Here is a 12,495-nt window from a genome sequence, read left to right as displayed (position 1 = left end):
AGCGACGCACCCTAAACATTATCGCTAAGTCCTCTATTTAAGAACCTCGATTATAAAATCAAGACTGCTGCACACTTCTATTTTTGTTTCACTTAAAGGCAATTTGCCTGAATTGATTTTTTCCTGTTGGCGATTCAACCAAATTGCGTTTAATCCCGCATTTTTAGCACCACAATAATCAGCTTTGAAGCTGTCGCCGATATGCAACACATTCTCCGCAATGCAGTTGTGCTTTTGCAAAGCGGCGGTAAAAATTTGAGAATCGGGTTTGGCTGCGCCAACTTCGGTGGAAATTGTCACTGATGTGAAATATTCAGCTAAATTTAGTGCTTTTAATACTGCATAAATTCTGGAATCGAAATTCGAGACTACTGCTAATTCTATTCCTTGTTGCTGCCACTTATTTAATGCTGGCAATACGTCGGGATAGACGAACCAAGGTTCGGCGGTGGCAAAATGAGCGTAGAGTTCGACAAAGAATTTGGGAAAGTCAGAAAATTGCTGGAAAATGCCTGCTATTTGGAATGCTTTTGCGGAAACAGTTTGCCACCACTCAAATTCTAATTGGGGAATTTTTGCCGTTTCTCTCCCTGGAAATGCCATCGGGCTTGCTGAGGCAAAGCTTTGGAAAAAGGCTGCATTTAACTCTTCGCTTTTAACTGTTACTCCAAAACTCTTGGCTAGTTTTCCGTAGACTTCGCCGACGCTACCGCGAACATCAAATAGTGTACCTGCGGCGTCTAAAAAAATTACTTTGGTCATTTGTTATTTGTTATTTCTTATTTGTTATTTATCAGGTTTTTGGGTGGTTTAAACCGCTACTATACAAACAAAGTCCGCCTGCGCGGACTAATTAATAAATACAGTTAACAGTTAACAGTTAACTAACTTTTCAGCAAATCCTGAATCGGCTTGCTAATCCAATTGAAACCAACTTTTAGCTGATGGTCAAATGTTGGCATCCGATAGAGATAGGCTAGGCGGCGAGCAATGTGGGCTAGTTGTCCGTCGAGTTTAATTCCTAAACCGGCTAGGGTGGCGTTGTCATTTCCTAATGTCATCATTTCTCCTAGGGGCTGATAGCGGAAAGGAAGTAATGGGCGGCCGGTCAGGGAGGCCCAAATGTTCCATGCGGTGTAGTCAGCTTGCTGGAAGGCTGTTTGGGCTGTTCCGGGGACTTTTTGACCATTTGCATCGTGACATTCAGCTAAGTCTCCCAAGGCGAATATATCTGGATGGTCGATAATTTGCATTTGCGGATTGACTATTAATTGACCGCGCTGGTTTTGTTTGAGGGGTAGCGATCGCACTGCTTGACTAACTTGAGTTCCTACTGTCCACAGCACTATGTCTACGGGGAGAACATCTAATTGTCCTTTGTAAAGTAAGGATATTGTGTCTGCTTCGATCGCCTCTACTGCTGTTTCTAAGTCGATCCACACTTTCCGTTTTTCTAAAGCTTGGGTGGCGGCTTGGCGGTTAAACTCCGGTGATGTCCGCAGAATCATGTCGCTTTGCTCAACTAACCGCACGCGACCTTTTTCTCCGAGTCGATCGGCTAATTTACAAGCTAATTCTACTCCCGAATAACCGGCGCCGACGATCGCCACCCGAATTTTGTCGGTGTTGCTGGCTTCTAAAAACCGCAGTCTTTCTTCTAAGCGGTAGGCGTCGTCGAGAGTGCGAAACGAGTAAGCATATTCAACCGCACCCTTGACCATATCTAGAGGGGTTTTGCCGCCTAAAGCTAAAACTAGGCGATCGCACGGAATTTCTGGCCCGTCGTGTAACTGCACTCGCTTTTGCTCCACATCGATGCCGGAGACAGTACCTTGACAAAAGCGCACACCTGTGTTTTCCAAGAGTTCGGCAAACGGGGGGGCAATTTCCCAGGTTTGGAGTTCGCCGGTCAGGAGTTCGTACAGCAAGGGAACGAACAAAAATCGATCGCGGCGGTCAACTAGGACTATTTCGGGTTTTTCGGTTTTGGAGAAGGGTAACTGACTCAAGCGCAGGGCTGTGTAGAGTCCGCCGAAGCCTCCGCCGAGAATGCAAATCCGGGGTTGTTGTTGAGTCATGGTGTTTTGTTTGAGGGGCTGGTCGGTAGCAAGGAAACTTATCTTATTCTAACGAGAGTGAGGGAGTGGGGAAGGGGGAGATTGGGGGAGTGGGAGTGGAAGAGATGGGGAGAGGGGGAGAGAGGGGGAGTGGGAAAACGAGAAAGGGGAAAATCTTCCCTGTTTCCCTCGAACCTCAACATCCATCCGTTAAATGCGTTCAATCCGTTAGATAATGCGTTTCCGAACTCTTTTCTACATCTCTAGCCTTGATTAGCTCTACCTATTAGCCACCCTCAAATTTTCTGAATGTTCGCAGAACTAATTTTGTACTATATTAGTTTATAACGAATTATTTCGCCAATTTAATTTACTTTTTATAGGGTAATCTACTCTAACACTTGCCCCCGCACTCACAAGTGAAAAAATCATGCAAATTTCCTCTAATTCTTCTAAATTTAAGAACGGCGATCGCAATAAGGAAGACGGCTCATCTTTGTTAAAAAGCGAAGAAAAATATAAAAATTTAGTAGCTAATATTCCTGGTGCTGTCTACCGCTGTACCTGCGAGTATACGGACGAGGAGGAATTAACACGCACAATGGCGTTTTTGAGCGAGGCTGTTCAAGAAATATCAGGCTATCCTTCTTCGGATTTTATCAACGATCGCGTCCGTTCTTTTGCCAGCATTATCCATCCTCAAGACCGCAAAAATGTGGATGCTACTGTCAAAAAAAGTGTAGAAACCAGAACTCCGTACATCCTTGAATACCGGATTTTCCGGGCTGACGGCGCTATTAGCTGGGTTTACGAAAAAGGCAAAGCTGTTTGCTGCGAGGCGGAAGAGGATAGAGGAAAACAAGAGGAACAAGGGGAAATTGAGGGTTTTTTGTCGGCTGTGGTTTCGCCGGTTTCGCCGATCGCAAATTCTCAGTGTCGGGTTGTTTATCTCGACGGAGTAATTTTGGATATTACGGAACGAAAGCGAGCTGAGGAAAACCTGCGAAACACTCAAGATTTTCTGAATGCGGTACTGCAAAATCTACCAATTAGCGTCTTTATTAAAGATGCTGTAGAGCAAAAATTTATTTATTGGAATACTGCTAGCGAAGAATTGTTTGGCTATTCCAGGGATGAAGTGATTTTAAACAATGCTGCTGACTTGTTGGAGTCAGTTCAGGCCAATTACTTGCAAGCACAAGATTTAGAAGTGCTGGAAACTAGAAAAGGCGTAGATTTGCCCGAACAAACTATCGAACTTCCGCACCGAGGCAAGCGGATTTTGCACACAAAAAAAGTTCCTTTGTTTGACGAATCGGGCGCGCCTAAGTACATTTTGGGTATTGCTGAAGATATTACGGAAAGCAAAAAAACTGAAACAGAATTGTTGCGCTTGGCCATTGTGGCTCAAAAAACGCAAAATGGTGTGATTATTACTGATGCTCAAGGCTGCATTGAATGGGTGAATGAAGGATTTACTCGGATTAGTGGTTATGTGCTGGCAGAAATGCAGGGCAAAAAACCGGGTGATGTACTGCAAGGCGCTCAAACAGACCCGGTAACTATTGCTCAACTGCGATCTGCTTTGGCTGCGGGCCTGCCGTTTAATCAGGAAATCTACAATTACAGCAAGGATGGAAAGGGTTATTGGGTGGCGCTTTCGATCGCCCCAATTTATCAAGAAAATGGCGAACTAGAAGGTTTTATTGCGGTACAAACTGATATTACGGATCGCAAGCAAGCAGAGGCAACAGTCAGGGAGAGGGAGAATTATTACCGCTGCATTGTCGAGACGGCTTCGGAGGGCGTTTGGATGTTTGACAGCGAAAGTATCACGACTTTTGCTAACAGCATGATGGCCGAAATGCTGGGGTATACTGTGGAGGAAATGCTGGGGCGATCGCTATTTGAGTTTATCGACTGCGAGTCTAGGAAAATAGCAGAAAGTTACGTCCAGCGCCGGCGGCAAGGCATTCGCGAACGCCACGATTTTAAGTTTACTCGCAAAGACGGATCTCACTTGTGGGCGATCGTCTCGGCGACGCCGATGTTCGACGATGAGGGCGAATTTTCCGGGGTGTTGCGGATGATTACCGATATTAGCGATCGCAAACAAGCCGAAGCAGAATTGCGCCAAACTCTCCAAGAGTTGGAATTTGAAAAATTTGCTTTGGATCAATCGGCAATTGTCTCGAATACCGACGAATTCGGAGCCATTACCTATGTCAACGATCAATTTTGCGAACTATTTAAATATTCCCGAGAAGAACTGATTGGCAAAACCCACAGACTTGTCAATTCTGGCTATCACTCAGCCGATTTTTTCAAGGAGCTTTGGTCAACCATCCGCCAGGGAAAGGTTTGGCGAGGAGAAATGAAAAATCAAGCTAAAGATGGCACATTATTCTGGTTGGATACTACCATTGTACCTTTCTTAAATACCAACGGCGAACCCCATCAATATGTAGCAATTCGTAAAGATATTACCGATCGCAAACACGCAGAAGAAGCGGTGCGACTTTCCGAAAGTCAATTGAGGGCTAAAAATCAAGAATTGGCAAAAGCCCTGCGGGATGTGCATAAAACTCAAAGCATGATGGTTCAAAATGAAAAAATGGTAAGTTTGGGGCAATTAGTCGCTGGCGTTGCTCACGAAATCAACAATCCAGTTAGCTTTATTTACGGCAACGTCATGCACGCTGACGATTACTTTAAAGACTTGCTAAAAATGCTGCAACTTTACCAGCAGGAATACCCGCAACCAACATCGGCAATTCAACAAGAAATAAATGATGTTGATTTAAATTTTCTGCTCAAAGATTTGCCGAACCTCTTAAATTCGATGAAAATGGGAGCAGAGCGAATTCGTCAAATTGTGCTGTCACTGAAGAATTTTTCGCGATTAGATGAAGCCGAACAAAAGCAGGTGGATATTCACGAAGGGATTGAAAGCACTTTGTTGATTTTGCAACACAGGTTGAAAGAAACGGCAGGGCATCCTAAAATTGTACTGATCAAAGAGTTCGGGAATTTGCCCCGCGTACAGTGTTATGCAGGACAGTTGAATCAGGTATTTATGAATATTATCGGCAATGCAATTGATGCTTTGGAAGAGGCAATGGAGACTGGACAGTGGGCGCAGGGGGAACAGGCGCTTATTCCTTATTGTCCTTCGCCGACGCTGCGGATTTGTACGGAGGTAAAATATGAACAGGATGCTTTGATGCCACCCGATTCTGCTGTTTCTGATACTTCGATTCGGCATCCTTCTCATATTGTGATTAGGATTGCTGACAACGGCCCGGGGATTCCGATAGATGTTCACGAAAGGCTGTTCGATCCGTTTTTTACTACGAAAGAACCCGGTAAAGGTACTGGTTTGGGGCTGTCTATTAGCTATCAAATTGTAGTGGAAAAGCACGGCGGGCAGCTTCATTGCGATTCTGCACCGGGTCAAGGTACGGAATTTGCGATCGAGATTCCTGTAGGGAATAGTCAGTAGTCAGTAGTCAGTAGTCAACAGTCAACAGTCAACAGTCAACTAATGAAATATAACGTAATTTACGACGGCAATTGCAATCTCTGCGTTACCTTGGTGCAGTTACTAGAAAATTTAGATAAAGGCCAGAACTTTGAGTATATTTTTATGCAAGATTTAGAGCAATTAAATCGCTTTGGGATTACGTCTGAAGACTGCGAAATGGGGATGATTTTGATAGATAGCAACACCCCCGAACGACGCTGGCAGGGCAGCGATGCGGCGGAGGAAATCGGACGGATATTGCCTGCTGGCGAGGTTTTTGTGGCTGCTTATCGGGCAATGCCGGGGATGAAGTGGATGGGCGATCGCGTGTACGAACAAGTCCGCGATCACCGCTATACTTTGTTTGGCAAGCGATCGACTACTTACAAATCTGTTTATCCAGTTGGCTGTAAGTCGATCGGCAATTGCGACAATCGGGACTAATACCAAATCCACCTTCGTTTCCGTAGGGGCAATCCCCCCGTGGTTGCCCGATTTCAATCGCCGATTGACCTTCAATCTAAAATCTAAAATCTAAAATCTAAAATCTAAAATCGATTGATTGATTGATTAAACAAATCAAAAATCTGCTGGCAAAAGTGTTTGAGTTTTTGCGCCGACTCCACCGCAGGTTCGGTTAGGCCGAGAAAATTCCAATTTTCCACAGTAGAAAAGTGCCACTGCTGACCGCTATGATCGTAACCGGCGGCCTCAACTCCGATCGCCCGCCGATATCCTTCCACCGGATCTTGGTAAAATCGGATTTGAATCAAAATGCTGCGGCTTTGCAACAAGCGACTTCTACCGGGAAAATGGAAGCCAATGTCGATCGAATCTGGATCTACAAGTTCTCTGGTATCCTCGTCATTCATCCAAGGTTTCAAATCAACTTTTGCATCCGGGAATTCCGACTTGAATAAATTAACAACCGCAGCAATTTTGCTGGCAACTTCTATATTTTTGGCTTGTTCGGCAGCGTTCACTCGAAAAACTCCTATCAAATATAGTTATTACATTTAGCTAATAATGTAACTGCATACTGCCGAATGTAGACTGCCAACAGCGGACTTTTTCAGAAATAATTAGGCATTGACAAATTTTCATATATGTGTTATTCCGTTTTTAGCCGAGTCTCGCTCCCCCTAAATCCCCCTTAAAAAGGGGACTTTGAGCAGGCTCTTATCCTCCCCTTATTAAGGGGGGTTAGGGGGGATATCCGGGTTTTAAAACACGCCATAGTTCCATGATTTTAATTCAAAGGAAGGGCGATCGCAAATTCCGAACCTTCTCCCAGCACCGATTCGCAAGTTAGTTTACCGCCGTGGGTTTCTTCGACAATTTGCCTGCTGATAGACAACCCCAAACCCGTACCTTTTCCTACTCCTTTGGTAGTAAATAAATGGTCAAATATTTTCGACTTGATCTCCGATGACATCCCTTTACCGTTATCTTTGATTTTAATCACCACGCTGTTGTTATCCTCCGAGAGATGAGTGATAATGGCGATCGTATTCGGTAAAGCTTCAATTTCAGCGTAAGTGCGACCCTGATTGAATTCGTCAAAACACTCGATCGCATTTGCCAGCAAATTCATAAATACCTGATTCAGTTGCCCAAAATAACATTTAACTGACGGGATATCTCCGTATTCTTTGATAATTTTAATCGCGGGGCGAGTATCTTTAGCTTTCAGACGATACTGTAAAATCATCAAAGTGCTGTCGATCCCCTCATGAATATTTGCTGACACTTTATTCGCACTGTCAGCGCGAGAAAAAGTCCGCAAAGACTTGCTAATATTGCGGATGCGCTCTGTACCTGATTTCATAGATAAAAGCATTTTCGGCAAATCTTCAATCAAATATTCTAAATCAATCTCTGATGCTTTATCCTGTAATTCATCTCCAGGATTAGGAAATTTTTCTTGGTAAAGTTGTAAGCAATCAATCAAATCTAAGCTAGCCTCAGCAGCAGCATCAAGATTGCCCGCAATAAAACCAAGCGGATTGTTAATTTCGTGAGCAACCCCTGCAATTAAGTTGCCTAGAGCAGACATTTTTTCGCTTTGAATCAGTTGCAGTTGCGCCTGTTGCAATTCATTGAAAGATTTTTCTAACTGTTGAGATTTTTCTTTCTCCCGCGCGTACAAACCAGCATTTTCTACAGCAATAGCAACTTGAGAAATTAACACTTTGAATACTTCAACTCTCTCTGCTGTAAAAGCTCCTACTGTCAAAGCATTTTCTAAATAAATGATTCCGCGCCGCTGAGATTGATAAATAATCGGCAAACAGAGAATTGATTTGGGTTGATATTTCTGAATGTAGGCATCTACGTTAAAAGGTTCCGCGACAGTCGCATTGTCTAAAACTAGATGCTTTTGACTGCGGTGTACGTAATTAATCACAGACAGGGGAACATCTTGACTATTTTCTACGGGAATAGAGGGTAAGAGTGTCACTTTATCCTCCGCGAAACTTCCAGTAGCTTCTATGCAGAGGTTCTCGTTTTTCACCAGCAGCAGCACTACTTTTTGAGCCGCTGCATTTTCTAAAATAATTTTGATTAATTTGGTCAACAATTTTTCTAGAACAATTTCACCATTAATGGCTTGCGCCGACTTAATAAAAGTAGCTAAGTCTAATAAATCGCCTAAACTACTACTGGTAGTATTTCCCGTGGTAGTGCGGGTGACATCGAGGGTTGGGGTTGGAATTGTGCGCGTCTGTGCTGCTAAGAAAGGATGTGTTGATTCTAAGTGTTTAACTTTAGCGATGGCTCCCCAATGGATATATCCATAATAGGCTTTAGTCAGATATGCTTGAGAAACTATCTCTTTACCCAAAGATTGATAAAATTCTCCTGCTAATTCATAGGCTAATGCTTCCTCTTGAATGTAACCGTTTTTTGCGGCTCCCTCAATTGCGCGATCGTACAAATCCATTGCTTCAGTATTTTGCCCCAACACTCGCGCTTTTTCCGCTGCAACCAAGTCGTATTTGTGTTGATAATTCATCGGAGCATGAACTGCCCATTTTTTCATTTTCTTTTGGTTTTGCAACACTTTTGCCAAATATTGCTTTTGTTCCTCTTTGCCAGTTGCTGGATACAAAGCTATCATACTGAGAGATGAGTAAAAATTATTCAGAGCAACCACATCGAATCCGGCTACAGACTCCTCATGTTTCTCAAATAACCTTGAATTTTCTAAAGCTTGAGCGTAGTTTTTGAATATAAAATTAAGCTGAGTTTTGGCATGATAAACCAAACCCACTAAAAAAAAGTTTTTAGATTCTATTAAAATGGGGAGCGTTTTGACTTCATTAAATCTCTCACCGACTAAATGACAGGGCTCGACAGCTTGACCGCGCAAATTGAGCGCTGTCTGCCTGCCTATACTTATATACTGTACAGCCATTTCAAGTTGAGATTGCTGCATTAGTTTCATATATTTACCAGTTTCCTGCTCCACCAAATCAAGAGGCTCTCCTATCGACAGTTGGTTTAAGCAATATGCACCTATAGCATAACCAGCAAATTCCAAATCTCCAGTTTCCATCCCATTTTTAAAACCTTCTTTTAGATCGCCTAATCCTGACTTGAGAGTGGCTTTCCAGTGGTGAATAAAAGAACCAAATGTTGCATAAACTCTACTTTTGATTGAACGGGAGGGAAATTTGTCTAACAGCCTAATTGCTAGTTGACCGAATTGGTATGCCAAACTAATGTCCCCTAGCTTGCACATAACTACGCCATAATAAACGTAGGCAATACTTGCATAAGGCGAATTACCGTATTTAATACACAGCTTGACCATCCTAAATGCCAGCAGCGGTATCAGTGGGGGTTTTGCCTGAATAGCACTGCTGAGAATCCCTGATAAAATCCGCATGGCTGCTTGTTTTTCGGGATCGATCATTTCTGGCAAGTTAGCTAAATCCTCAATTCGTTTCAATCCCAAGCTCAGTTTGGTATTACTCAGTCCCGCCATAATATGTAGCGCGTGGGGATTTTGAGGAAAAGAAATGCCTAATAGTTTCAGCACTTCCAGTCCTGTATTTAGTGCTTCTACCACTCTATTTTGAGCGTTATAAGACTGGATTTGAAGTTCATAAACATTCACTTTGTCCAGTAATATTTTAGCTTTTTGCAGTACAATATCAACCAGCTTTTTTGAATCTTCATAGTGGACATTTAAGTATTCAGCTTCGGCTGTTGACTCGTAGATTTCTAACGTTAAGTCATAGTGACATTGCCAAGAATCTGCCGGCAATAATTCCATAGCAACCCGCAAATACCTAACAGCCGCTTCATAGGCAGCAGCCGCTTTGGCTTTGCGTCCAGCAGTTAAATTTAATTGTGCCAACTGAGTTTTTTCTGATTGTTGGCTAATCGTGTCAATTCCAACATTCAATTGATTGACGATATCAAATATGTTTTCTTCTAGCTTGTCTGCTGGAGTATTATTTAACAGTAATTGACCGATTTTTAAATGAGTTAATTGCTTTTGGTCTTCGGGGATTAGCGAATATGCGGCTTGCTGGACGCGATCGTGCAAAAATTTGTAACTAACCCGCGAAGTGTCTAACTTGAGGTTGATTGATTCGGCTCGATCGAAAACTAAAGGAATGCGATAGGCATCACTCAATGGCAGAATTAACCCGGATTGTAAAGCTGAATAAAGTTCAGTTGCTGTAGTATTAGCTGACTTTTCGCTAACAAGTGACAGCACATCTAGAGCAAATTTATCTCCCACGCAAGCTGCTAGCTTCAACACTTCTTGCGTGGGTTCGGGTAGCTTTTTAATGCGAGAAGCTACCAGTTCCACTACACTTTTATCGGTGATTCCAATGGCTTGGATTTCATCGATACTCCAATACCAGCCCGTTTGACTTCCCTCATTTGTAATCTGATTAAATTCAAATCTTAAAAGAGAGTCTTGATAAAGTGCTTGGAGTAATTGGGTCAAGAAAAAAGGATTGCCACCCGTTTTATTCCAGATTAAATCGGCTATATTTGTTACTTTTTCTGTGCAAGTGTTAAGTGTTTCAGTGACTAATTCCGTCACATTTGCTAAATCAAGCGGTTGCAACACGATATTGTTGACTATTGTACCAGTTTTTTCAAGTTCTTCTACGGTCTGAATTAAGGGGTGGGTCGGACTAACTTCATTGTCTCGATAGGCACCGATTAGCAGCAAATATTCCTGGTCAGGGTCAGTTATTAGTATTTGCATCAACTTTAATGTTGCTGAATCTGCCCACTGCAAATCGTCTAAAAAGATAACTAGGGGGTGTTCTTTTTGGGCGAAAACGCGAATAAATTCTTTGAATACCCGATTGAATCGATTTTGGGATTCTATAGGGGCGAGTTCTGGGACTTCTGGCTGTTTGCCGATGATTAATTCAACTTTGGGAATTACGTCGGCAATTACTTGGCCCTCTGTTCCCACTGCTGTTAAAATTTTAGTGCGCCATATTTCTAATGAAAGTGCACTTTCGGTTAGCAATTGCCGCAGCAAGGAGTTAAATGCTTGGATTAATGAGGCATAAGGAATGTTGCGTTTTAATTGGTCAAATTTGCCGCTGATGAAGTAACCTTTTGACCTGGTAATTGGTTTGCTAATTTCGTTGACTACGGCGGATTTACCGATGCCTGAGTATCCTGATACTAGCATTAATTCGCTTTGGCAATGGGCGAATTTTTCTGTATTTTGGTTTGGTGGAAAAGATGGGGCTGAAAGAGTTTCTGCATTGGGGCGGGCGGGTTTTTCTGTATTTAGGTTGGGTGGCAAAGATTTGGGTGATCCCGACCCTACACGTTCAAATGCTGCTAAGAGTTCGTTGACTTGTTGTTCTCTACCGTACAATTTTTGGGGGATCAACAACTGGCTGAGAATATCTAAGCGTCCGGGGATGAATTCGGTAATTTGTCCGGTGGCTTCTAACTGATGCAAAGAAATTTCTAAGTCTGCTAACAATCCGGTCGCACTTTGATATCTATCTTCGGCATTTTTGGCTATCAATTTCATCACTATCTCTGAAAGGGCGACAGGTATTTGTGAATTGATTTGATGGGGATATATTGGTTGAACGGCGATGTGGCTGTAAACTATTTCTAAGGGGTCGTTGCTGCCGAAAGGCAATTTCCCAGTCAGCATTTCATAGAATGTGATACCAAGGGAATAAAAGTCTGTGCGGTAGTCGAGGGTGCGGTTCATTCTCCCGGTTTGTTCGGGTGACATATAGGCTAAGGTGCCTTCGACTGAGTTGGGGTTGTTAAATTGCGGGTTTTCTTTGTTGAGTTGTGTAGCAATGCCGAAGTCGGTTAGTTTTACTTGTTTTGTTTGCGAGTTAATTATGATGTTGCTGGGTTTGATGTCTTTGTGAATAATGTGGTGAAAATGCAGGTATTGTAAGGCTTTGACTATTTGGAGGGCGATGTTTAATTTTGCTTGCAGACTCAAGGTTTCTATTTCCAGCAGTTGGGCGAGGGATTCGCCGCCAAAGTCTTCTAAAACGATTCCTAATCGGTGGTCAAATGTTTCGATCCTGATGGCTTTGACGATTTGTTCGCTGTCTAAATTTTGGCTGATTTGATATTCGTGTTTGAGCCTGGTAATGGCTTCGAGGGTGGGATATTCGGCTTTGAGGACTTTCAGAATTACTGGGGGCGAGTCTGTCGGTTTTTGTCCGCGATAGATTATTGTTTCAACGCCTTCGTGCAGAGTAGAAATTATTTGGTATTCTGATAAGGTTAACATCACTTAAGTTATAAATTACAGGACATAATTGGGATTAGATTAACACTACTTAATCTAGATTTGGTGTGATTCCGATCGTGTATTTGGCGATTTCCCATCACACGGAATATACAAGAAGTGACAATGTGGGCTTGGTCGTTGGTGTCAACAAA

At 42.9% G+C, this 12,495-nt stretch carries 6 protein-coding genes; 2 read left to right on the top strand and 4 right to left on the bottom strand.

Translation table 11 applies throughout. The annotated features are described in order from the left end of the window. Positions 1-33: 33 nt before the first annotated feature. The gene (locus QUB51_RS14065) at positions 34-762 is read right to left on the bottom strand and encodes an HAD-IA family hydrolase (RefSeq protein ID WP_333262172.1); all 729 of its coding nucleotides are present in this window, start codon (positions 760-762) and stop codon (positions 34-36) included. 122 nt (positions 763-884) lie between these two features. Further along, positions 885-2,078 (bottom strand): NAD(P)/FAD-dependent oxidoreductase, encoded by a 1,194-nt coding sequence (locus QUB51_RS14060; RefSeq protein ID WP_333208357.1) that lies wholly within the window; start codon positions 2,076-2,078, stop codon positions 885-887. 409 nt (positions 2,079-2,487) lie between these two features. Here QUB51_RS14060 and QUB51_RS14055 point away from each other — a divergent pair, with 409 nt between their 5' ends. Next, positions 2,488-5,559, top strand: coding sequence for a PAS domain S-box protein (locus QUB51_RS14055; RefSeq protein ID WP_333053311.1), 3,072 nt, complete (start codon positions 2,488-2,490; stop codon positions 5,557-5,559). Between the two features lie 42 nt (positions 5,560-5,601). Beyond that, positions 5,602-6,024, top strand: coding sequence for a DCC1-like thiol-disulfide oxidoreductase family protein (locus tag QUB51_RS14050; RefSeq protein ID WP_333208356.1), 423 nt, complete (start codon positions 5,602-5,604; stop codon positions 6,022-6,024). Positions 6,025-6,128: 104 nt separating this feature from the next. On the opposite strand, the gene QUB51_RS14045 is transcribed toward QUB51_RS14050, so the two are convergent. Further along, positions 6,129-6,563, bottom strand: coding sequence for a hypothetical protein (locus QUB51_RS14045; protein ID WP_333053309.1), 435 nt, complete (start codon positions 6,561-6,563; stop codon positions 6,129-6,131). Positions 6,564-6,829: 266 nt separating this feature from the next. Continuing rightward, the gene (locus QUB51_RS14040) at positions 6,830-12,343 is read right to left on the bottom strand and encodes a protein kinase domain-containing protein (protein WP_333262168.1); all 5,514 of its coding nucleotides are present in this window, start codon (positions 12,341-12,343) and stop codon (positions 6,830-6,832) included. Positions 12,344-12,495: the final 152 nt, after the last annotated feature.

Origin of the sequence: Microcoleus sp. AT8-A3 (assembly GCF_036705675.1) — a bacterium.
In the GTDB taxonomy this organism is placed as follows: domain Bacteria; phylum Cyanobacteriota; class Cyanobacteriia; order Cyanobacteriales; family Microcoleaceae; genus Microcoleus.
This window is presented reverse-complemented; position numbering and strand designations above follow the sequence as displayed.

What these genes read in the sequence shown, in the direction of transcription:
- QUB51_RS14065 (WP_333262172.1), bottom strand. Translation starts at nt 762, where the DNA reads ATGACCAAAGTAATTTTTTTAGACGCCGCAGGTACACTATTTGATGTT.
- QUB51_RS14060 (WP_333208357.1), bottom strand. Translation starts at nt 2,078, where the DNA reads ATGACTCAACAACAACCCCGGATTTGCATTCTCGGCGGAGGCTTCGGC.
- QUB51_RS14055 (WP_333053311.1), top strand. Translation starts at nt 2,488, where the DNA reads ATGCAAATTTCCTCTAATTCTTCTAAATTTAAGAACGGCGATCGCAAT.
- QUB51_RS14050 (WP_333208356.1), top strand. Translation starts at nt 5,602, where the DNA reads ATGAAATATAACGTAATTTACGACGGCAATTGCAATCTCTGCGTTACC.
- QUB51_RS14040 (WP_333262168.1), bottom strand. Translation starts at nt 12,343, where the DNA reads ATGTTAACCTTATCAGAATACCAAATAATTTCTACTCTGCACGAAGGC.